The 22,143-nt window shown below is 58.4% G+C and carries 23 protein-coding genes; 4 read left to right on the top strand and 19 right to left on the bottom strand.

The features are described 5' to 3' along the window. Positions 1-110 precede the first annotated feature (110 nt). From ACQCSU_RS14645 to ACQCSU_RS14630, 4 genes are all read right to left on the bottom strand, one after another. Positions 111-407: a hypothetical protein gene (locus ACQCSU_RS14645; RefSeq protein WP_426976013.1), complete on the bottom strand. Its 297-nt coding sequence runs from the start codon at positions 405-407 to the stop codon at positions 111-113. 918 nt (positions 408-1,325) lie between these two features. Next, complete coding sequence (locus ACQCSU_RS14640; RefSeq protein ID WP_426976012.1) at positions 1,326-1,724, bottom strand: transposase; 399 nt, start codon at positions 1,722-1,724, stop codon at positions 1,326-1,328. Next, the gene (locus tag ACQCSU_RS14635) at positions 1,663-2,004 is read right to left on the bottom strand and encodes a transposase (RefSeq protein ID WP_426976011.1); all 342 of its coding nucleotides are present in this window, start codon (positions 2,002-2,004) and stop codon (positions 1,663-1,665) included. Before ACQCSU_RS14635 ends, ACQCSU_RS14640 begins: the two co-directional genes overlap by 62 nt. A gap of 309 nt (positions 2,005-2,313) precedes the next feature. Continuing rightward, the gene (locus tag ACQCSU_RS14630; RefSeq protein WP_426976010.1) at positions 2,314-2,625 is read right to left on the bottom strand and encodes an ArsR/SmtB family transcription factor; all 312 of its coding nucleotides are present in this window, start codon (positions 2,623-2,625) and stop codon (positions 2,314-2,316) included. Positions 2,626-2,700: 75 nt separating this feature from the next. Here ACQCSU_RS14630 and ACQCSU_RS14625 point away from each other — a divergent pair, with 75 nt between their 5' ends. Then, positions 2,701-3,672: a DMT family transporter gene (locus ACQCSU_RS14625; protein WP_426976009.1), complete on the top strand. Its 972-nt coding sequence runs from the start codon at positions 2,701-2,703 to the stop codon at positions 3,670-3,672. Positions 3,673-3,764: 92 nt separating this feature from the next. Beyond that, entirely contained in the window at positions 3,765-4,100 is a 336-nt protein-coding gene (locus ACQCSU_RS14620; RefSeq protein ID WP_426976008.1) for a hypothetical protein, read from the top strand. Between the two features lie 106 nt (positions 4,101-4,206). Here ACQCSU_RS14620 and ACQCSU_RS14615 read toward each other — a convergent pair whose 3' ends face one another. The 14 genes from ACQCSU_RS14615 to ACQCSU_RS14550 form a co-directional block, all read right to left on the bottom strand. After that, entirely contained in the window at positions 4,207-5,622 is a 1,416-nt protein-coding gene (locus ACQCSU_RS14615) for a DUF2130 domain-containing protein (RefSeq protein ID WP_426976007.1), read from the bottom strand. A 506-nt stretch (positions 5,623-6,128) separates the two neighbouring features. Further along, complete coding sequence (locus tag ACQCSU_RS14610; RefSeq protein WP_426976006.1) at positions 6,129-7,391, bottom strand: MFS transporter; 1,263 nt, start codon at positions 7,389-7,391, stop codon at positions 6,129-6,131. Beyond that, positions 7,388-8,149, bottom strand: coding sequence for an inositol monophosphatase family protein (locus ACQCSU_RS14605; RefSeq protein WP_426976005.1), 762 nt, complete (start codon positions 8,147-8,149; stop codon positions 7,388-7,390). The genes ACQCSU_RS14610 and ACQCSU_RS14605 overlap by 4 nt, the downstream gene beginning before the upstream one ends. Before the next feature lie 34 nt (positions 8,150-8,183). Then, a complete protein-coding gene (locus ACQCSU_RS14600) occupies positions 8,184-8,708 on the bottom strand; it encodes a DUF1349 domain-containing protein (protein ID WP_426976004.1) in 525 nt (174 codons plus the stop codon). A 73-nt stretch (positions 8,709-8,781) separates the two neighbouring features. Next, entirely contained in the window at positions 8,782-9,951 is a 1,170-nt protein-coding gene (locus tag ACQCSU_RS14595; RefSeq protein WP_426976003.1) for a glycosyltransferase family 2 protein, read from the bottom strand. Position 9,952: 1 nt separating this feature from the next. Beyond that, on the bottom strand, positions 9,953-11,011 hold the full coding sequence (locus ACQCSU_RS14590; RefSeq protein WP_426976002.1) for a zinc-dependent alcohol dehydrogenase: 1,059 nt from the start codon (positions 11,009-11,011) through the stop codon (positions 9,953-9,955). After that, entirely contained in the window at positions 11,008-12,255 is a 1,248-nt protein-coding gene (locus tag ACQCSU_RS14585) for an aspartate aminotransferase family protein (RefSeq protein ID WP_426976001.1), read from the bottom strand. The genes ACQCSU_RS14590 and ACQCSU_RS14585 overlap by 4 nt, the downstream gene beginning before the upstream one ends. A gap of 134 nt (positions 12,256-12,389) precedes the next feature. Further along, entirely contained in the window at positions 12,390-13,157 is a 768-nt protein-coding gene (locus ACQCSU_RS14580) for an SDR family NAD(P)-dependent oxidoreductase (protein ID WP_426976000.1), read from the bottom strand. After that, positions 13,154-14,353 carry a glycosyltransferase gene (locus ACQCSU_RS14575; protein WP_426975999.1) on the bottom strand — a complete coding sequence of 400 codons (1,200 nt, stop codon included), beginning with the start codon at positions 14,351-14,353 and terminating at the stop codon, positions 13,154-13,156. Before ACQCSU_RS14575 ends, ACQCSU_RS14580 begins: the two co-directional genes overlap by 4 nt. Before the next feature lie 95 nt (positions 14,354-14,448). Continuing rightward, positions 14,449-15,123 (bottom strand): HAD-IA family hydrolase, encoded by a 675-nt coding sequence (locus ACQCSU_RS14570; protein WP_426975998.1) that lies wholly within the window; start codon positions 15,121-15,123, stop codon positions 14,449-14,451. Between the two features lie 6 nt (positions 15,124-15,129). Then, positions 15,130-15,942, bottom strand: a complete 813-nt coding sequence (locus ACQCSU_RS14565; RefSeq protein ID WP_426979801.1) for a sugar phosphate isomerase/epimerase family protein — start codon at positions 15,940-15,942, stop codon at positions 15,130-15,132. Beyond that, positions 15,942-16,703 (bottom strand): SDR family NAD(P)-dependent oxidoreductase, encoded by a 762-nt coding sequence (locus tag ACQCSU_RS14560; RefSeq protein WP_426975997.1) that lies wholly within the window; start codon positions 16,701-16,703, stop codon positions 15,942-15,944. Before ACQCSU_RS14560 ends, ACQCSU_RS14565 begins: the two co-directional genes overlap by 1 nt. Next, positions 16,700-17,176: a hypothetical protein gene (locus ACQCSU_RS14555; RefSeq protein ID WP_426975996.1), complete on the bottom strand. Its 477-nt coding sequence runs from the start codon at positions 17,174-17,176 to the stop codon at positions 16,700-16,702. The genes ACQCSU_RS14560 and ACQCSU_RS14555 overlap by 4 nt, the downstream gene beginning before the upstream one ends. Next, the gene (locus ACQCSU_RS14550) at positions 17,169-17,642 is read right to left on the bottom strand and encodes an iron-containing alcohol dehydrogenase (protein WP_426975995.1); all 474 of its coding nucleotides are present in this window, start codon (positions 17,640-17,642) and stop codon (positions 17,169-17,171) included. Before ACQCSU_RS14550 ends, ACQCSU_RS14555 begins: the two co-directional genes overlap by 8 nt. A 211-nt stretch (positions 17,643-17,853) precedes the next feature. On the opposite strand from ACQCSU_RS14550, the gene ACQCSU_RS14545 reads away from it, so the two are divergent. Continuing rightward, positions 17,854-18,879 carry a LacI family DNA-binding transcriptional regulator gene (locus tag ACQCSU_RS14545; RefSeq protein ID WP_426975994.1) on the top strand — a complete coding sequence of 342 codons (1,026 nt, stop codon included), beginning with the start codon at positions 17,854-17,856 and terminating at the stop codon, positions 18,877-18,879. 41 nt (positions 18,880-18,920) lie between these two features. Here the strand turns inward: ACQCSU_RS14545 and ACQCSU_RS14540 are convergent, their stop codons facing one another. Next, the gene (locus ACQCSU_RS14540) at positions 18,921-20,543 is read right to left on the bottom strand and encodes an MFS transporter (RefSeq protein ID WP_426975993.1); all 1,623 of its coding nucleotides are present in this window, start codon (positions 20,541-20,543) and stop codon (positions 18,921-18,923) included. On the opposite strand from ACQCSU_RS14540, the gene ACQCSU_RS14535 reads away from it, so the two are divergent. After that, positions 20,467-21,474: a LacI family DNA-binding transcriptional regulator gene (locus ACQCSU_RS14535; RefSeq protein ID WP_426975992.1), complete on the top strand. Its 1,008-nt coding sequence runs from the start codon at positions 20,467-20,469 to the stop codon at positions 21,472-21,474. The genes ACQCSU_RS14540 and ACQCSU_RS14535 overlap by 77 nt on opposite strands. The last annotated feature ends 669 nt before the right edge of the window (positions 21,475-22,143 follow it).

The following is a 22,143-nucleotide window of genomic DNA, read 5'->3' as shown; positions in this document are numbered from 1 at the left end:
GGTGACCGTCAATGGACACCCGTCGAACATGCCACTGTGCCTGAAAACGCTCGCTCCGGCCCTGGCCGCACGGGTCAGGGACAAGTTCACCGGCTCGAAAAGTAGACTCATCACGCACCCTCCGCCGTTGAAAGTAGTTCGAGCGCCGCGTCCCAGAAGGGGTGGCTAACCCTCCGATACTTCAGCGGCTGAGTCCGCGAGCTCCGCTCCATTCTCTCCAACAGGTTAACTCTTTCTAGTGTTCGCATAACCCGATAGACCGCCGTCTGACCGAGCGACAGCTCGCGCTGCAACGTGCCGCTGTCCGTTTCCACGTCGCCGTTTGATATCGCTGCGGACACCCGGAGCACGTAGATGTTGTTGAAGAGCAGTTTCGACCACTCATCGGCACGCGCTACATTAGCCACAGTTACATTGTAATGCAGAATGCGTTTTTCGCATTGCGCTTCGTGGAGCAAATCTCCGCCCGCGGCGACGCGACATCTCAAAAGGTAAAGCTCAGCCGTGATTCGAGGGGTTTCTCAGCCATATGGCAACCAGCCAGCTTTCCGGCTCCGCTTTGAAGCCGACACTCTCATGGCCCTCACGGCAATGCCGGCGCGGGTAATCCGAACCGAGGAAACGGGCGAGCTTGGGCAAGACTTCGACATTTCTGTTCACATGGGTGCCGGCAGAGTCCCTGTCGAAGTGAAAACGTCGAAGTGAAAACAAAGGATGATGGCACACGCTTCAGTGAAAGGACCGTGGTCAAGACTGTCAAGAAGGCATCCTCGCAACTGCCTCTGGGCGAGCAGGCTGTCCTCTTTCTCCATATTCCGGCAGCATGGATAGGCCCGGTCTTGACGACGCTTACACGGCTACGCTTTCCGACGCGTCGCGACAGAGCAGCAAGATTGCTGCTGTCATAACTGTCGTCGACAAGGCCCACATCCGTGAGGGCACTTCAAAAGGCAGGGTTCACAGGCACTAGCAACCATTCAAAAGCCCAAATGATGATGATGACATCTGGAAGTTCACGTTGACCCTGACCCGATTCCTCGAACTGGACCTCACTCTGATGGCTCCCCGCCTTCCACTCTTAGCCTCCGTCATTTACGACTGGCATGCGTAAGCCGAACTCGGAGAACGAAACTGCGCGCGGCAAGGGTGCTGGGAAGGACAACGACTTGGTCCCTGGCAAGTCGGCGCTGGGGGCGGTCGATCTGTAAGGGCAGGAGGCATGGCGTCTACTGGCGGAGGATAATGTGTCCCCAAAGGGGAAGCTTTGCCGGCACCTTTGTGGGCTCTTCACGGTTCGTGGGGAATTGAAATCCCTGAGATGAGTGTCATGCCGCCGTCCGGACGGCACTTCTCAAGAGAATAACTGATTGGTAGTTGGCAGGATTGCGGTACCCCCGGGCAGTGCGCTTGATGTTTTTGATCGCCGTGTTGTTGGCCTCCACCTTGCCTGTCGTGGCGCCGGTGATGATCAGCACCTCGATCTCCTTCCACCACCTGCAGACGGTGCGGTAGAGCCTGTTCGTCTCCGGCCGCACTGCCGCCTTGACCAGTTCCTCAAGTATCTCCTTCGCCGCCGCCGCGTCCTCCAGGGAGCCGGTGCGCAGCAGGACCCTGAGCTGTTCCTTGACTTTCCAGACCGCTTGGAGGGTGTCGGTCGGATCATCAACAGCGAACACTTCCTCGAGCCGGAGGGCTGCCCTCTGGGCTGAGCTGATCGCCGCCACACAGCAGGAGCATGCGGTAGGCCCATGCCTTGTCGGCAGCCCTGCCGCGGCGGCCCTTGACCTGCTGGGACAGGTTTTGCCGGGTCTCGGTCACGGCCTGGTTCGCCAGCGAGATCAGGTGGAAGTGATCAACGGCGACGGCAGTCCGCGGCAGCCACATCCGCAACGCTTTCCGGAATGCTGCTAAGGGGTCGATCGCGACGACCTGCACGGCCAGCCTCCACTCAAGCGGCCGGGCAAACAGCCACTCACCGACGCCCTTGTGGTCCCGCCCATCCACGATCCCAAGGACCTGTCCGGTGTCCAGGTCTTCGTCGCCGGGTCCTGGAAATAGCGCACGGACCGGAACCGGTGTTCATCGATGCCAAGCATCCTGGGACTGAGTTTGTCCACGTCGGGCAGCCGCAGGAGACAGGCCTCATTCAGCGCCGCACGGACCATCCACCAGGACACGGCGAAGCCGGCAGCTGTTTCCGACACGGCCCTGTCAACGCCGGACAGAATGTAGGCCATTTGCGCTGAAGTAAAAGGTTGCCGGTGGCGCCGGGCGAAAAGTGGCCATGGTTTTCAACGCCATCGAACTTCTGCCCTAACTTCGAGTGGCGGACTTGAGTATGGCGCTGATGACGTCGGGAAACCGCAACTGGACTTCCGCGGTCCTTGGCCAATTGAGCCTGCTGTTGCCTGGGCCGAGCTCCTGACGGATGAGACCGCATTCCCGGAGCACTCTGAAGTGCGCCGATAGCGTTGATTTGGAAAGTTCGGTTTCGAAGGTTCCGCAGGTCTTGCCGGGTTCAGTGTTGATGTCGGCAAGCAACCGAAGCCGTGTGGGATCGGCACAGGCGTGAAGGACTATGGACAGGTCCAGGTCCTCCACCCGGGGGTGAAATAGGGGTTTCATACAGGCCTTTCTTTTGTCTCACCATCATGTACAGTGTTCGTGTCTTCGTCAATTAGCGAACACTTGGGAGCCTTCATGAACCGCACCACGTCACTCGCCGCCGTCGGCGGCCTGGCAACGGCCCTGGCCTGGGGAGGCATGTTCACCATCGCCAAAACCGCATTTCCTCACCTGGGGCCGTTCCAGCTGACGGCCGCCAGGTTCATCGTGGCAACGATCGTCTTCGTGGTCGTCCTTGCCCTCAATGAGGGTCCCCGGGCCCTCATCCCCGGTAGGAGGGTCGGTGCCCTGTGGCTGGTGGGAACCATTGGCTTCGCCGGATTCAACATGCTCATGTACGCCGGCCTGGCCTACTCGGCGCCACAGACCATCTCCTTGGTCATGGCGACCCTGCCGATGGTCACACTGTTCGTCATGTGGGCCCGCACCAGGAAGCGCCCCGCCGGCCTGGTGTTTCTCTTCTCCGCCATCGCACTCGTCGGTGTCGCCATAGTTCTGGGGAACGGCAACCCGGCCGCCGTCCTTCACGGCGGTCTCGGCCTGGGCGTCCCGCTGACCTTTGCCGGCGTGATCGCGTGGGTCATCTACACGACCAGCCGCGGCGCGTTCCCGAAGTTCAGCTTGCTTCGGTTCACCACGCACACCTGCCTGCTGGGAACGGTTTCCATCATCGTCCTCACCGCGGCGCTGACCTGGAACGAGCCGCCCATAACTGTCGGGGACGTCGGCGCCGTCATCTGGCAGATCCTCTACATGGCACTTCCAGCCACGGTGCTGGCCGTGCTCACCTGGAATCATGCCGTCGCCGCGTTGGGGGCATCCAACGGCGTGCTGTTCATCAACCTTGTCCCCATCACGGCCTTCACCATCGAGGCCATCCGCGGACACCAGCCCACGGGCGGTGAAATCGCGGGAGTGACCCTCACGCTCGCTGCCCTTCTGGCCGTGAACCTGGTCGCGCGCCGGAAGGCGAAAGCTGCTCCACGGATCGAGGCCGCCCAGTCCCGAAGCGATACACCCCGGGAACAGAAGGCCACCGCCAGCTGACCGCAGAAACCTCCGCAGTGAAGAAGCGCGGGTCCTGCCGGCGCCGACATGGGGCCGGAGTCACGCAGTGAGAGATTGAGAGGATTCGGACGATGATCGACATCGGTGAATGGGCTGAGATCCGCCGGTTGCACATGACCGAGGGCCTGTCCGTGCGCGAAATCTCCAACCGGTTGGGAATAGCTTGGAAGACGGTTGACCGGGCGCTGGCCAATGAGCATCCGGCGAAATATCCGACGAGAAGCCGGCCTTCGATAGTCGACCCATACGTGCAGGACATGACCCGGATCCTCACCCAGTTCCCACGCATGGGCGCACCAACACTCGCCCAGCGGGTCGGCTACACGGGCGGACTGAGGCGCAGAGGTTTCGAGACACCGGGTGGGATTAGCAGGAGGATGGGACTACCCCAGGATTGCTTGACTTGAGTCAACGAAATCCTGGGGCAGTCCAATCCTTGAATTCAACCCCAAGTGTGAGTCGCTTCGTCGTGGCCCGTAGCCACGCTGCTGCTCACAACCGGAAAGCGCCCGATCAGTTGACTTCCCATTCGCCAGCCTTAGCCGGCTCCATCTCGGCAAACTTGGCGCCCATTGTCGCGTTGCCTCGTGTGAGCTTCTTAATCGTGAGGCCTTCGGCCTTGTCGTTCGCAAGTCGCAGGTTGTTAGCCGACTTGTGCAGCGCCGCTTTCGTCTTCTCCAAGTCTCTGATCGCTTCGTCGATGCGCTTGACCGCCTCCTCGAAACCGTCAGAAGCAAGCCGCCAGTTGCGGCCGAAGGCGTCCTTGAAATCATCGATCTCTTGCTCAAAGTTTGTGATATCGATGTTCTGCGCCCTTACCACCGCGAGCTCAGTCTTGTACTTGAGCGAGTTCATCGCGGCGTTCCGCAGCAGCGCGATCAACTGGATGAAGAACTGCGGACGGATGACATACATCTTCGCGTAGCGGTGAGATACGTCGACGATCCCGGTGTTGTAGAGCTCGCTGTCGGGCTCGAGCAGAGAGACCAGCACAGCGTACTCACACCCCTTCTCGGTGCGGTCCTTGTCGAGCTCCTTCAGGAAGTCTTCGTTCTTGTGCTTTGTCGCGGTGCCATCGTTCTCGTTCTTCATCTCGAACATGACCGAGACAATCTCAGTACCAGCTTTGTCGGAGTCGCGGAATATATAGTCGCCCTTGCTGCCAGTCCGGGCATCGTTGTCCTTCTCGAAGTAGGCGAGCGGGAAAGCTGTGGCACGGATGCTGTTGAACTCGGTCTCGCAGTGCTGTTCGAGGGTTTCACCGACCATCTTGGTCGACAGCTTTGCCTTCAGGTCTCGCAGTCGCTCGATCTGTTCTTCGCGGTCCTTGATCTGGGTTTCGTACTTGTCCTTCAGGGACTTCTCGCCGAGCTGCTTCTCGAGCTCGGCGCGTTCGAGACTGCTCTTGAGTTTGTCCCGCTCCTTTTCGACGGTATTGACTGCCTCGGTCACGGCGAGCTTCTGCATGACCTCACCGGCATCCAGCTTCACCTTCAGCTCCTGGATCGAGGCGTCCTTCGTCGATGCGGCCTTCTGGAGTTCGTGGACGAGCTTAGCTTCGGCCAGCTCCACTGAGGACTGCTTCTCCTGCTTCATCTGTTCGAGCTCATTCGCAAGCGCGTCGCGCTCCTTTTCAACGGCATGGAGGGCCTCGGTCACGGCGAGCTTCTGCATGACCTCACCGGTATCCAGCTTCACCCTCAGCTCCTGGATCTCGGCATCCTTGGCCGCCGCAGTCTTCTGAAGTTCACTGGCGGCCTTCGTCCCCGCCAGTTCGAGAGCGTTGGCCTTGTCCTGCTCTGCCAACTCAAGCCGATCGTGGAGCTGCTGTTCGAACTCAGCGTCACGAACCTGCTTGACGATGTCGGCGTAGCCGGCCTCATCGATAGTGAATGTCCGCCCGCAGTGCGGGCACTTGATTTCATGCATAGCTGGAACCCCAATTAGGCTACGGCGGCCCCGAATGGCCGCACTTGAATGGCCCTCTGGTCTCTCAGAGGGGAGAAAAATTATCGAGATACGCCGGGCTCCGGCGGCATACAAACCGAACGCAGGCTGATGTGTCGTTCGCTGCCCCCCAGAAGTGGTTCTACAAGGTGCCAATGTTCGTTCGCTAGTACTGTACGAGTCGGTCGCATACCCATTCGGTGTCGAGGCGCTGCCGCTCGTGACAGCGGCCGTCAGTAGCGGTGACTTTGACGCTGCGGTCGAGATCATCAATGTCGATCTTTCCGGCTACGACCGGGCGCACGTTGAAACACTTCGATCCGGTCCTGCTTGGCCCAACCCCATGGAGCTGGCAGCGCCGGCCAGCGCAGAGCTATTGGCAATCAACCAATTTGTCTTCACGGCTCCGGGATCATGGGCTACGCCTACAACGTTGATTGCAGGTGAGCTGAGCAGGAACCGCCCACCTTATGGGCCAAGCGTTGAAACTACTGCATATTTCCTGGTTCGAGGGGGGCCTTCTTTAAGTTTCGCATTCGAATTCCAACTTGTCGCTGCGCAGCGGGACTGAGTCCCAGCAGGAAGACAAGCACGGCGATGGCGGCCAATGATCCAGAAGCCAGCGCGGTGGTGCGGACGTCGAGAATTTCTACGACTGCGCCACCAATAAGCGCACCTGATCCGATACCGATGTTGAACATGGTCGAGCTAGCGGCCGATGCGATGTCCGTGCTGCCGGGTGCCACGACGAGTACTCGTACCTGTACGGCGGCGGCGAAGGCGGTGAAGCCGAGGGCAACAACTGCGAACATCACAACCACGAGCATCGCACTGGCCGCTGCCGCGTAGGCGCAAAACATGGCCGCGGAGATGAGGGCTAGAGGTCCCGCAATCGCCGCATTGGGCATTCTGGGTGCCAGCCAGCCACCCATAAAAACACCTAAAACTCCTGTGATGCCTGCTGCAAGAAGCGCCAGACTCAATTCAGAGGTTCTGAGCCCAGTTGCCTCCGTAAGGAATAGTGTGATGTACGTCTGCGCGATAAATATGCCTGATACTCCCACCGCGGCTGTCAGAAGGATAACGTGAAACGTTCGCCCGTCCGGTGTTGATCCCGATGAGGTGGCTTCATCGTCACGAGAACCACCCGGCAGCAGGATGCTCAGAAGTACGAAGATGCATACACCCAGTGCGGACATTAATAAGAACGTTAGACGCCACCCCTGCTGGTTAGCGATCCAGACGACGGCAGGAATTCCCAAAACTGTACCCAATGAACTACCTGCGAAGACGATGGAAATTACCGTGCCGTGTTTTGGCCGGTCGAACAGCGATACCGCGGTAGTGGCGACAATGGACCAGAAAACGGCATGCGCGAGGGCTCCTAGGATGCGGCCGCCGAGGAGAAAATAGTAGTTGGGCGCGAATGCAGTGCTCAGAGTCGCCAAAACAAGGAGGGCGATAGCTGAGCAAAGCAGTCGCCGTCGCGGAATACCCATACTCAGCTTGGTGAGCGGAATTGAGGACAGAGAGACAATCACGGCATAGCCGGTTACCAGCAAACCGATCATCGCAGGTGTGGTCTCGAAGGATGGCGCCATGAGCGTAAGAAGACCAATGGGCATGTTCTCGACGGTAATGAACATGAAAGTGGATGCCGCGAGTAGGGCGATTACGGCAAAGGCTCTACCGTTTTTTCCTTGAGTGGACCTCCTGGCTGTGCCGTCTTCAGCCAGCACTGTCCTGTTCATTGGGCAACCTCATCGGACAGGCGTGTCTTCAGCTCGTGGTGAAGGGCAGTGTTGGATGCAATGATGCCGCTAACACCAAGGCTCGTGGTACGCCCGCCTGCTTCTGCCACTATCAGCTTTCCCGCCGCCGTGTCCCATATTGCCAACTCATCCTCGAAATATGCGTCGAAGCGCCCCGAAGCGACCCAACACAGCTCGATGGCGGCACTGCCTCCACTTCGTATGTCTCTGACAGCAGGCAGGAGCGCGCATAGAGCCCTGGCTTGTCGGGCACGTGAGGCGGCTTCGTAGGAGAACCCTGTCGTAATCAGCGCTGCAGCTAGAGCCTCAACCGAACCCACCTGAATAACGGCCCCGTTCATTCGGGCGCCCAGGCCGGCTGCGGCGCTAAAGGTTTCTTCCCTTCCAATGTCATGAACCACCCCAACCCATGGCACCCATGTCCCGTCGCGCAGAATCTCGCACGCCACGCTAACGGCAAAGGCAGGTATTCCGTAGAGAAAATTTACTGTGCCATCGAGGGGATCGATCACCCATCTGTATCCGCTTGAGCCAGATCGATGGCCGCGCTCCTCGCCGATAATTTCGTCGCTGGGGCGGTGCCGTCGAATCAGTTCAACGATGGCATCCTCGCTCGCGCGGTCCGCGTCGGTGACCGGGTCGGTGGCGCTGGACTTCGTCGTGGTTGCACCTGGCGCGGCGACACGCGAGACCACTTCCGCAGCCCCAGCGGCTGCTGCCCGTGTGGCCAGATTCAAGAACCATTCCTTACTTCTGGCCCGCTCGCCCCCGTCAGTCATGTAGGTCTCGCGATATGGGCTCTGAGATTTGAAAGTCTCGGAACGTCGCTTCAAATCCCGCCCGTTCCGGAGCGCAGGACATCACGCCGATCTGGCAACTCTCTGACAAGTCGAGATAGCCCAGCCGCAGTAACTGCCAGATCCCCTCACCATCCAAATATTGAACCCGTATTGCCTCCCCGTGTCTTGTCAGCCGGATGGTGACTTCTCGCGGAACACCGGCCAGAGGAAGAACTGACCAATCGGAAAACCCGTTGGTGATGACGGTACTCAGGTTGACCACCCCGTCGGCAAACTCCGCTCCTGTTTTAATCCAGGTTGTGTCATTTGCTCGCACCATCAAGCCGCACTGGTCGTAGAGTGAGGAAAGATTTCCACCGATTGTGACTGTGACGGTAAAGTCTCCTGAAACCGTCCTGAAGTAGAAATGCCCTGTGTCTCTGGTGAATCCATAGAATGTTTTCCTCCAGAAGTCTGTGCCTTGACCGGTCTCGACGTGTAGGACTTCGCCGTTCATCCACCAGTTTTTTGGTTCGTTTATCCATTGCATATCCGCGTGCATCTGTTGTCTCCCCATGAGGCTCTTCCGGCTAAAATGAATGAGTGTGTGCAGCAAAGTTTAGTTCCGTTGCATGTGTCTTTTCAGAGACTCGGATGGCCTCCGACTGCACTGCTTTCCGGTATTTCAGAGAAAGGCCTCGGACAGGGGCCAAGGTAACTACCTCCTGAAAGGACTTATCGCCAAACGGTAGTGCAAGACCGATCAGCGGGTAGGCTTCCCTTGTTTCGTTCGGCACTGCTTCAGGAAGGCCTTCGAGGCTCCCATCAGCGGAAATTAGGGCGCCGAGGTAAAGAGTTCGGACTTCTCCGCGGGAGGCGCAGACTGTGGCGAAAGACTTACCGATTTCCAGGACGTGGTCCAGCTCCTGTCTCAGGGGGTTGATGAGCTGGTTTGCCTCGAAGTCGCCGAAGCACGCTGCGAGCTCCACCTCTATGGATGGCCACTTTTTTACAAAATATCGATAGTTAACGGCCTCAGTTTTCTTATTGGCTGCCAAGCTCCTGACGTGCGGCAGGTGGATGCCAAACGCACTTCGGCTCATCACGATGGGGATTCCGGCGGCGCTGATCCGATGGGCCCATTCAAGATCTTCAACACCGTAGCCCCAGAAGTTGAGGTCGAAGGTCAAGTCGTCACGCTCGACACTCTCGCGTGGCAGCGCGATCAAGGCGGTCCACGCGTAGGCCCAAGGAATTATATGGTCGAATTGAAGTCGAGGATCCGATTCGCCAGGGCCTTTAGCCTGCACCTCTTCGAGCCGGTCCTTGTAGTGGCTGTAGGGATGATGATCGACGACGGTAACGTCTGTGTCATTGTTCGAGTAATCGATCATCTGGCCCACAACACATTGATTCTCCCCGTTTGAGTAATGCTCATTCCATAAGCGGACGAGGAATTGGTCCGGCAGGACCATGTCTGCGTCGAGCAGGACAATTATCTGCCCGGACGACAGGCGCATCGCCATATTGCGGGCCAGGCCCAGCTGCCACTTCTTCGCGGTGACGACAGAGACAATGTTGAGACGGTTCTCGAATTTTCTGCACAGCTCGGCATATTGCGGCGAGTTCTCCATTACACCGACTACGACTTCAAAGTCGTCAGTGGGGAGAGTCTGATGTGAGAGCGACTCTAGCGCCAAACTCATGTTGGCCAGCCGGTCTTTGTACGGTATGACGATGCTGAACTTCATTGCGTCCATTTCATTCTCCGCCAATGCTTAATAGGACCTTGCAGCTGGCGTCTGGGGCAGGGCCCAGCTGCTGATTTCTGATGTCACATCCCAGCGTAGAGAAGGCCCGTTCATAATCCTCGAGACTTATCACCTCGCTGATCAGTTCCTCGGCAGGAAGGAGCCCGGATGCGATGAGGTTGAAAGCCTCTGAGAAGGAGCCATCACGTGAATCAATGGATCCGAGGATGGTAAGGCTGCGGTCGGCGAGCTGGAGCGCATCAATGGTCGCGTCTTGTGTTTTCAAGCCCACTGATAGAAAAGTGCCGCCGCACGCCAACTGAGGGTACAACTCCATCAACATGCCCGATGTGGTGTCTATGACGAGATCGAGCGGTGCCTCAAGGTTGCGGAAATGAGATCGCCGCGCTTCTTCCAGTGAGCGGTAAATTTTCGCTCCTTTAGGCAGGCGCGGGCCCGCGGACCGAAGCCGGGCTTCGGAACGTTCAATGACGATTGGGAGAACGCCTCTCAGGGACAGAGCCCATACATACAACAGGCCCAGGGGTCCCGCGCCAAATACGAACGTGTACGGGCTGGGCAAGCTCAGGTCAAGTTGGCGGACACCCCCGAGGACACAAGCCAGGGGTTCTGTAAGCGCTGCCGCCTTAAGAGACACATCTTCCGGTAGAACGTGCACATATTCTTCGGTGGTGAGGAAGCGGTCAGCGAATGCCCCGTCGTAGCTCACCCCGCTTTCCGTGCCCATCTTGTTGGTGCAGTGGTTCGTGCGACGGCTCTCGCACATTCTGCATTCGCCGCAGAACGGTGTCGGGTTGATAACGACCCTGTCACCGACCTTGGCGTTGGTGACCTTCTCGCCAACTTCGGCCACTATGCCCGTCGCTTCATGCCCGATAGTGACTCCCTGCTGCGCGACCGGATAGGATCCGGAAACGATTCCCAGATCTGTCCCACATATACCGCAGTAATGGATGTCAACTACCACATCGTGTGGCCCTAGAGCGTGAAGGGCTTCCACCTCAACTAGCCGAAGGTCCCAGGGGTCCGCGTATTTCAGTGCTCTCATGCCGTTTTCCTTATCGAGAGGTCGGCCAGGGCCGATCGTAGGGAGACGAGGATTTCGTCGACTTCGTCGTTGCTGATGATCAGCGGTGGTCGGACCTTGATCGTGTGTCCGAATCCGTAGCGGCTTCCGCGAAGGATCAGTCCGTGGCTCTTCGCAATGCTGATGAAGAGGGATGTCGTTTCTGAATTTGGAAGATCGAAACCAAGCATGAGTCCCACGCCGCGGACGTTTCGCATAATCGGGAACTCGGTCTCGAGTTCATGCAGTCCTTGTTTGAGGGCCGCTCCCGCGACTTGCACGTTTTGGAGCACCTGATGATTCTTGATGTAGGCGATAGTCGCTTCCATCGCGGCGAGGGCAAGCGGATTTGCGCCGGAGGTTGTCGAATGTTCCCATGGCTCAAGCACGTCCAGTTCGGCGCGCATGACTACTCCGGCTGCTGGGATACCCACGCCGCCGGCGCCTTTCCCGAAGGTAATGATGTCGGGGCGAAGATCCTTGGCAAAACCGTTGCTGGCAAAGAAGGTCCCCGTTCTGCCGAATCCAGTTTGTACCTCATCGGCGATGATGAGTATCTTGTTCTGATCGCATACTTCCCGGAGCGTCTTGAAGTAGTCCGGAGGAGGCACAATGTTCCCGCCGTTGCCCAGCACAGGTTCGATGATTACTGCTGCTACTTGCCCGTTGGAGGCATATTCCAGAAAATCGTCGAGCCTTCTGGCACACAGCATGTTGCATGAGTCAGGGGTCTTTTCATAGAAACAGTTCAAACAGTCTGGTGCCGGTATTTTCAAAGAACCGACAAAGGGAAGGGTGAAGCTTGCCTGCCGGAACGCATTTCCCGAAACGCCGGCCGCTCCTACAGTCTGTCCGTGATGTGACAGGAACAACGACACAATGCCCGAGCGGCCGGTGGCTTTTTGGGCGATCCTAATGGCACATTCGGTGGCCGAAGACCCGATAATATCCCGGAACCAGAACGCCGCAATGTGCGGGGGTAAAAAATCTTTCAGCGACTCGAATATGGCCGACGTCTTTGCCTGTGTAAGGTCCGATGAGAGGTGGGAACAGCGATCGATCTGCTCGTGGAGCGCGCTCGTCACTTCCGCGTTCGAATAGCCGAGTGAAAGGTTGAAGGTGCCCGAAGCGCAGTCGATATAGGAAAGGGCACCGTCGAACAGCCGCACCCCCTCTCCACGGTATGCCTGCCATTGTTCAACGAGGAGACTATTTTGTGTTGTCATGGTCAGTCTTCTCGACATCTCTCAGCATCGGGTCGGCTGCTGCGCCGACATAGCGAGTACCTCGGGTGGAGGCCGGACGTCGGATTGTGCCTAGTGGCCCCAGACTGCTGCTGTTCTTGAGCCGAATTTGAGAGTCACCGCGGTGCGCGCGCAAGAGCCGCACCACCGTCTACATCGAGCGTCTGTCCTGTAAGGTGTTTCGCCGCATTAGAACATAGGAAAGCAACGACCTGTGCTATGTCCCCAGGCGTCTGTTCCTTGCTCACGTGATCGCCTGTTGATACCTGAGCCAAGGGCACTCTGTCCCGTACCACCTCGTCGAATTCTTGACGGGACACCTCCGCCCATTGCCGGCTCCAGACGAAGCCCGGCCGGACCGCGTTGACGCGGATCCCGCGAGGGGCTAACACAACAGCGAGGGACTTACCCCAGTGCTCCAGTGCCGCTTTCGCGGCTCCGTATGCAGGAGACACGACCCAGGGCATCCCTGCGGCAATGGAGCTGATGTTGCAAATGGTGCCACCGTCTTCGATGCGGTCATGAAGCCGCTCGGTGACTTTATATGGGAGGCCCATGTTCAGGACTGTGATGTCGTCCCACACCGCTGAGGGGGGCCAGCTCTTATCCTGGACGACAGCGACGGACGGACGTCTTTCACCTCCCACAGCATTAATTAGCATGCAGATCTTGTCCGGGAGTTGAGCTCTGACCTGCTCCATTTCTTCCTCCCCGGACAGATCCACTTGGATGTACCGCACCCGGGGATCTGTTCGAACATCTGGCACGCGGCTGTCAAGGCACCAAATTTGATCAACCAACCCTGATTCCAGAAGCTCGGTTGCAATGGCATCACCTATCTGCCCGAAGCCTCCGGTGATGATTGCGGATCTTGACCCAGTCATATTGTCTTCCTCCTTGCTATGAGGTGATGTCGGTAGTCATCGACGAGGCGCGGCATCAAATACTGCTCACTTACCGATCGGGCCGCGGCTTGGCCGAGGGTAGCGCGGATGCCCGGGTCGTCAATGAGTCTTCGCACCGCTGAGGCGAACTCTTCGGCGTCAGCGGGATCAATCAGGATCCCGTTTTGACCGTCCTGGATCTGGTCGATCATCCCGCCAACCCGGGTGGCGACGACGGGCTTTCCTTTGTGCATTGCTTCTGTCGCGGTGAGGCCGAAGCCCTCTTGGATGCTTTTTTGCACCACTACGTCGGCTCGGCGCTGGAGGGCGTTTACACGCAGCGCGTTCAGGGTGTTGTCTTGGAGCGAGAGCGCCAGCACGTGCACCCGGCGTCTCAGATGAGGTTCCAACCGTGAGCGTGCGTTGAGGACAAGTTGGAGTTGCTCCCCGCCCTCCGGGTCATCGGAGATTTCGTCAGGATCTGGGCCGCACAGGATGAGATGAGTTTCTGCGGGGAGTGCGTGGGCGCAGCCTAAAACTCCCATCATGTCTTTGAGCGGGTCCCACCTTGATACTTGGAGGACAACTGAGGCGTCCTGAGGCAGGGGTTCCTCCTGCCACAGCCTGTAGCCCTCGGGCTTGCGGCAAGTACCGTGGAGCCCCAGACCATCTAGGAGTTCTTTTTGCGTCGACTTGGGCAGGGCACGGTTTTTGGGGGCCCGCGGATCAATTGCCGGTGATACCTCGCGGATTTTTATGTCCACACCTGCCCCCGAAAGATATTCCCGCCGGGTAACAGCAATGACATCGACTTTCGCCAGATCGGGTGCGAAAAATGACCACAGTGCAGCTTTCCCTGGTCCATCTTCAGCAGAACCAACGTGGCAGTGCCAGACAATTCGGACGCCGAAAGGTGTCAGAGCACTCGCCAGGCCTAATGTCTGGGCGTCATGGAGCACGACGGTATCGCCCGGCAGAAGAGAACTAAGCAGGTGGTTGAACGGAGCGAGGAACACCCCTCTGTAAATAGCGGCGGATCCGCTTTGGAGGAGGGAAGGATTGCCGCCTCCATGGAACAAGTGATGGAGATTCTTGGTGAAGTGAAAGAACTCCGCAGGTGCTTCAAGGAGAAGCCACCCTGATTCATATGGGCTGTCCTGCTCGTCCACTGTCAGCACTTCGAGCAGCTCTGCCACTCCCCCTCCTGTTGCAGTGGTGTTCACATGTACTACCCACGGTTTCTCGCGGCTGGCCGGTTTCCGGTGCCATCGCAGGCCTGCGATTGTCTGAGTCATCCCACCGAGGCCACTTTGTGATTGAGGTCGGAACGGTTCTCCTGAGACAGGCGGACCGCTCCGGCTTCGACAACTACATCCGTGAAATCGGAGATGGCGCGGAGGCCGGCCGTTTCGCTCCCCTGGTAGCCACCGACGACGACAACCGACGCGCCAGATGCCAGTCCCGCCGCGATCCCTGGTCCGGCGTCCTCAAACACGAGACAGCGCTGAGGTTCAACTCCAAGGCGCGTGCATGCCAACAGGTATCCCTCAGGGTGCGGCTTGCCCACGTTGATGTCTTCGACTGTGACAAAAACTTTCGGTAGCACTAGCCCGCATGCCTTCATGCGGGCCCTCGCCACGTTGGTGCCAGCGGAGGTGACAACGGCCCATTTCTGGTCGGCAAGAGCCTCCAGGACTGCAGCCGCACCGGGGATTTCAGTGACTCCTTCGGTGTCGATGCTCTCAGCCTGGGTGATTCGGGCGGTTTCGCTTTCTGCTACCTCCGGGTTCCCGATGAAGAATGAAACGGTTTCCGCTGTGGGGCGCCCGTGTGCGTGGCCTATGACTGTTTTGGCGTCAAGATCGTGGATTGCGGCGAAGTTCCTCCATGTCCTTTCGACGACAGCAGTGGAATCGACGAGAGTGCCATCCATATCGAACAGGATTGCATCGAATTGTGCTCGCATCTGGTCCTACCTTTCTAGTTGAGTAAGGGTGTTCTGCACCCAGGTAATGTCTTCACGGATCTCGGAGAGGGTTGCGTGTCGATGATCCGTTTCGATGACGAACGATCGGGCATAGTTGAGGCGCAGGAGTGTTGACATCGCCCCAGCGACTTCTGCCATCCCTGCCCCTAGTTGGCAATTTTCCAGCGGCGGCTTGGGATGATCCTTCAAATGCCATTCACCCAGCAAAGACTTTCGCGCGGCCTCGCAGTAGGTGGAAAGGTCCACTCCGTGGAGTGCAAGGTTGCCAACATCTCCCTGCACTCTCAGGTTGCTGCGGCCGACCATCTGCAGAAGCTTTACTAGCTGTGGTGCCGTCAAGACGTTTTCCGTAGCAACCTCAATGCGCGCGGATACAGCTTCATCGCAGATGATCCGCAGAAAATCGGCTGTCCGGCGCAGGTCGTCATCCGTGTTTATCGAGCTTTGCCGAAAGCTTGGGATAAGAATCGTCTGGACGCCGAGGGAATGTGCGGTGTTCAGGGATATCCTGGCGAAATCCACCGCCCGCGCCACTGCGGAACTGTCAACTGTATTAATCCCCAGGTCATTCAGCCGATTGACAGCCACGGCAGTGATCTGAACCCCGGCCGAGTCTGCGTGGTCCTGAAGCCTGGTTATATGCTCCCCCGAATGCAGAACAGGTCCCCGGGTTCCGCCGCCAACATCGATCTGAAGACGCTTGATGCCAGCCTGAGCGGCCAGGCTCGGGGCGTCGAACGTGGTCCCAGGGAGGCGCCACGAAGTCAATCCGAGGGGAACTTTCTTGCTCGCCCCCATCATCGGCTGCCACTCTGGGAGGTAGGCATTGACCCTTCGGTAACTTCTGTCCAGGTACCGTCCGCAGCTACCGCCAACACCTTCCCCGCGTCGGTCCTGCCCTTGGTCGTGCCAAGGTGATAGCCGATCGCCCCAAATTTGTCCGGGGTCATATAGCCCGTGTAATCGAACTGGGACGGGCGCCGGCTCCGGATACCTGGTGAATCCACCATTCCTGAGGGCAATAGCTCCACGACGCGCAGATCCTTCGCGTCGTATTCCTGGGCAACAGACTGAACGAGGGCGGACGCTGCGGCTTTCACCGCCGCGTAGCCGCTCCTGTCCGGGCCGGAGTTGTAAACGACCTCCGAGGAAACACTGATTAACAACCCGTCACCCGCATCCAGCAGTGCAGGAAGGCAGCTATGAAGCCCCGTCCATAATCCGTGCATCATCACTTGAACTTGTCGTGCCCACTCGAGCTCGGTCGTCTCCGCCATTTTTTTGCGGGCCTCGCCGTAGTAGGCGGCGGCAAAACAGAAGACATCAAGTGGCTCGGCTGCAAGGCTCTGCATGGTACGGGAGGTCGCGGCCTGATCACCTAGATCGCAATGGTGCCAGCGTGCTTTGGGGCCGAGACCTTTCGGCTCGCTTCTGCTGACGATGTCAACTGTGTAACCTGCCAGTATCAGGCCCTGGGCTATTCCATGGCCGATTCCTGTTGACCCTCCCACCACAACGGCCCGGGCCGAATTGCGGTCGTTATCCTCCTCACGGTTCATTCGGAAACCAGACCCATCTGCATATCGATTACGAGTTTTTTGAGGGGTCGGTCGTCCAGGTTTCGGCTTCCTCCCTCGGAGAGTTGGTTGAAATACCGAACCGCAGCCATAGGGGAAACACAATGAGTGAGCAGCTGTTTAAAGCGGTTCGGCTCCTGCTTCAGTATTTGTGCGGATGCCGCCAGATGCCTGGCCGATACGCCGCGGTGCCCGGTTACCGACAGTTCTCCTTTTCCGCCCAGGTGAGTGTAAGTGCGGGTGGTGGATGGATTGCCGCAAACATTTGATGCTCGTGTCTCAAAAATTCTGAGGTAAGGCCCTTCAGCCGGCGGCTGGAAACCGCCGATCACATCGATAAGACTTCCGGGCGGTGCCTCATCCAGAGCGGCTGATAAGCAGTCCAGTGTCGAGTCTCGCGGCGTTGCAAGGATCACCCCGGCAGGAGTGTCCGTGTCGGGGAAAATGTCAGACACGTTGATGGTGTCGAAGTCCAGACGGGATACAAGGCGAACGCCGGAACAGGCTGGCGGCCATCCCGACTACGTCCATCACTACGCCGCCTCCGATTACGACGACTTTTTCTGAGCGGCGCAGCAGCCCAACCTCGCCGATTCGGGCGGCGACTTTCATCGCTGATTCGACGTCCTTGGTGCCCTCATTTCCTTCAAGAACCATGTACGAAGGCAGCAAACCCCAGTGCACGAAGTAGCGGTGGATCTCCTGCCGATAAATTCTGTTCACCGCGTCATCGAGAACGATAAGAACCTGATGCTCCCGGTCCTGCGTCGAAAGACACCACTCGGCAAGCACCGGGCTCTCCACATCGAGCAGTCCCTTGCAAATGCGAACGTCGTAGGTGATCGTGTGGGAATGTTCGACGGTCCATGTGCCTGAAGTGTTGAGTGGGTCGAACTTCGATTCAGCCGGGAAGGTTTCCATGAGACTCTCAATTCCTTTGACTTGGAGCGCAACGGTGTTGGGTAGCTTCTGCAATAAGACGGAGTCATCGGCTGGGAACGGCGCTGTGGGGGCCCGATAACCTGTAACGATACACAAGACGCTAGTCGAGCGTGTAGCGTTACACAAATCGCTTGATGGAACTGAGTTGGCCACGTAGTCTCGATTGGTGACAAAACAGAATCAGCGTCGAGTGACCCTCCGCGACGTTGCTAATGAGGCTGGCCTGTCGGTCATGACCGTCTCGTATGCATTCAATAACCCTGAGCGTGTCTCCGAGGAGTCGCTCCAGCGCGTGCTCAAAGCGTCCAAGGATTTGGGGTATACCGGGAAGAATCCGTGGGCGACCTCACTGAAAACGGGCAGGTCGAACAGCCTGGGTGTTGTTTTTGGCGAGCACCTTACCTACGCGTTCCGTGATCCACAGGCCAGCGAATTTCTCGCGGGGGTTGCCAGCGTTTGTGTTGAACACCATCTGGGTCTGACGTTTATTCCCACTGAAGGGACCCCTGGAGACGCCTCCCGGGTGTCGGAAGCGGCTGTGGATGGGTACGTCTTCTGGACTACGGTCGCGGATGATCCAACATTGGGGGCAGCGGTCAGGACTGGTCGCCCTTGCGCCATTCAAGGTGGGCCTGAATATGATGGCATCGTTAAAGTGGGTGCTGATGACCGGGCGGCGGCGCGGGCGATGAGCAAGACGTGCCTGAAGGAAACAAACCATCCGGTAATTGTCAGTTTCTCCCTCGATCACACGCGCACGCCATGCCAGGGATACGGCTTGGATGTAACTGAGGCCAAACTTCCCGTAACGCAGGACCGCCTGCAAGGTTTTCGGGAAGGTCTTGAGGCGGCGGGCTTCAAGTGGAGTGACGTCTATGTCGTCGCGCTTTCCCGTAACCTCAGGACCGAGGCGAAAGCCACCTTCGATCTCCTTTTGAAGGAGGCCCGTATCCCTGTTGATGCTGTTCTGTGCATGAGTGACGAACTGGCTGTGGGAGTGTTGGAGGCCGCTTCCGAACACGGGCGAGTGGTGCCGAGCAGTCTTTCGGTTTCGGGATGGGATGACGGGCTGGCGGCCGCCGCCGAAGGCCTGACGACCCTCCGGCAGTCGTTGTATGAGCAGGGGCGGACCTGCGGTCAGATCGCGGCCGGCCTCACGGCCGATCAGCCGCAGGCATCCTGGCGTGTCATCGAAAGAAGAAGCACCAGGCGCTGACTTTTCTCCACATGGTATCGGGCGTTTCGATACCGTCTTGCCTAGGTCCGCTCGACCAGTTCGGCCACAGGGAAGGCGGCCGGTTCCAGCGACAGCGGCGTGAAGGCCCGCCGCAGGCGGATCACTATGAAGCCAGCGGCAAGGGCGATGATTCCTGCCCAAACCGGGACCATGACGAGCTGATCCTGGTCGATCATCCATCCTCCAACAAAGGAACCACCGGCTATTCCGATCTGAAAAGCGACGACGTACACCGATGAGGCTACATCCGCAGATCCTGGAGCAACCCGAATGACGGCGGACTGCAGACAGACCGGCACCGCCGCGAATGCTCCGCCGAGTGCAACCACTGACACGATGACGGCGACCGGTGCCACGTCAGCAAAAGCAGCCATACCGAACAGGGCGGCCGCCAAGGTACCCAGACACACGACAGCCGCCAGCCTGGGGCGGCGGTCGGTCACTTTCCCCACGATAAATACCCCCATCAGCCCGGCAAGGCCGAAGGCCAGCAAAACTATGGACAGCGCAGTCCCCGTCACCCCCGCATAACGCTCAAGAAAGACGGCTATGTAGGTGTAAGTGGCGAAATAGGCAACAACAACGAGCACCGTTCCCCCACACAGCGCAATGAGTGTCCCATCCTTGATCGTACGGACGAACGGCTCCCACTGCGCCCGGTGGCCTCTGTCCCCCGAAGGTGATCTCAAAGCTGGAAGGGCCGATCGGAGTCCGATGAAGGTGATAATTGCCAAGAATGCAAGAAGAGCCGCGGCCAATCGCCAACCGATCAGTTCCCCCAAGGCCGTGACGAGCGGTGTTCCGGCCACCATCGCCAGAGAGCTCCCCGTGAAGGCAATCGCCGTGGCATAACCTTCACGGCCTCTGGGAACAAGCAGGGCGGCCGTGGGGGCGATCATCGACCAAAAGATTCCGTGCGTAGTGGCGGAGAGCAGCCTGGCCCCGAGCAGTAGTTCGTAGGTGGGCGCGACCGATATGGCCACATTGGAAACGGCCAGTGCGGCCACAGTGATCAGGATAAGACGGCGGCGACCAACAGATGACGTCATCACAACGACGGGGATAACGGTTACTGCCACGACTGCGGCGTACAAAGTCAATAGGGCGCCGATCTGGGATTCAGCCACCTGCAGGTCAGCCGACATCCTCGGGAGCAAGCCCACGGGAAACGATTCCGAGGTGTTGTACCCAAAGGCGGCCAGGGCAAGCATGAGCAGTCCAACTCGAACTCGACGTGTGATCATCATTTGTGTAACGATACACCTTGAGTCCCCAATCGAGCTAAGGCTAGTGACAGGATCATCAATACGCAGGGAAATATGAAGTGCAAAGAGGCAGGAGAGGTTTCTGTTGGTTTGGAAAGGCCGGTGCTTCTGTCCGTTTATGAGTTGCCAGTGAGGTCCGAACAGTAGGTTGCCAGGGACACGCGGGCTGAAGGTCCAGCTGTCCTCCCATGAAGCAGGTCGAATCAAAGGAGCGGCATTGAAAACACAGCGTCGGCGGACATCGGGTTTGACCGTCAACATCAAGGACGTAGCATTGGCCGCCGGAGTCTCGACGGCTACGGTGTCACGCGCCCTGAGACAACAACCTAGCGTTACACCATCGACCAGAAACAGAATCACCGGAATCGCTGCGGCCATGGGCTATTCCATTTCCCCCTCGGCCGCGGCCCTGGCCACAGGACGGTCCCGAATCATAACGGTACTGACCCCCTCGGTGAGCCACTGGTTCTATTCCAAAGCTCTCGAAGGCGCGTCCCGCGCACTGGCGGCCCGAAACTACAGTCTCAACATCGTTGTTACCGATGCGCACGATCGCAACCGCATCGGGGCGCTAGGCCCAAGCCATGTCGATGCCTTCCTCATCCTCGGCAACGCCGCCGAGTCAGGAACAGCACTATCGGAGCTGACAGGCTCAACACTTCCCTGTGTTGTCGTCGGCGGCAGCGCCTCTCGCGGCCACAGCGTTGGAGTAGATGAGCAGCAAATGCTCTCCGCAGCAGTACGCCATTTGCGCCAATCAGGGCATAAGCGCACAGCGCTGTTGATCGCGGACAGCCACATATGGATAGAAGAGGATACCGGCTGCCCGGAGATCCTTGAGGCAGTGCGAAAGTCCTTGACATACAGGGCAACGGAATCACCCCTTGAATCATTCACTCGGGCCAGGGCGGTCTTTGAAAAGCTATGGACAGGTTGGACATCGGGACCTGTCGCGTTCATCTGTCCCTCAGATGAAGCGGCCATTGGGATCCTCTTCGAATGCGCTAGACGAGGAGTAAGAATCCCTGAGCAGGTTGCGGTTGTCAGCTTGGAAGGAAATGACCTGGCTGCCCCCCTTGGATTGACATCCATCCTTCAACATCCAGCGGATCAAGCGGCTCTGGCAGTCAGAATCCTCCTTGATGAGCTCGCCGGAGCCAGCGGAGAGCCCTCTTCGGTGACAACCCCATTCGAGCTGATCGTCCGAAGCTCATCATCCCTTCAGGAGACACCCGCTGCATTGACCGACAAAACCCAGCACCTCAAAGAGCCGTCCGGAGCACTCTCGCGACAGAAGCAGATAGATTGAAAAGTATCCAAGGACGATACTTATAGCGTCCGCGGCGACAGCGAGAGCATCCTCGACGGAGTGGCGGATCAATTCCGCTCGATCGGCCCGAAGCCGAGGCGACTAACCTGTGTGTCCTTGCCGGACGCCCGTTCCGGGCTGAAAATGGTGCCGTGGCCGCCTGCCAACGCCGTGTTTCTATGGTTCTTTGAGGCCGTCGACTAGCCGGGCGTTGGGGGTCACGCTCAGTCTGACCCATTGGTAGAGGAGATTCGATTGACGCTCACTGAAGGTCAATAACGGGTGCTGCGAGTCTGAACATCCCGGATCCACCCCAATCAGTACCCCTGAACGTATGCCTGGAGCTCGGGCCGGTAACGAGGTCGACCAGGGCCCTGCTGACACAGCAGCACCAGGGTTAGCGTTGGGCGCGGGTACTTGAGGCAGCTTTAGAGTCTGAAAGGCCCGGGGACATTCTGCGACTGAGGAGCATCTCTGCCATCCCGGGAGATCATGCCATAGGTACTACCAGCATTGCTTTCCGGCACGATTTATTGTCAGGAAATCGGACTTTTGCTTCGACAGGTTAATGGGATCGGAAGCTGCGGTTCAGTCCCTCAACACCTGCCATGCAGCTTGCTGGAATAGTATTAGTCATGGCCGACCACGCTTTGTCAGTACACAGCACCG

It is taken from the genome of Pseudarthrobacter sp. O4, assembly GCF_050157025.1.
Taxonomy (GTDB): domain Bacteria; phylum Actinomycetota; class Actinomycetes; order Actinomycetales; family Micrococcaceae; genus Arthrobacter.
The sequence above is the reverse complement of the archived record's forward strand: the minus strand, read 5'-3'. Positions and strand labels throughout refer to the sequence as shown.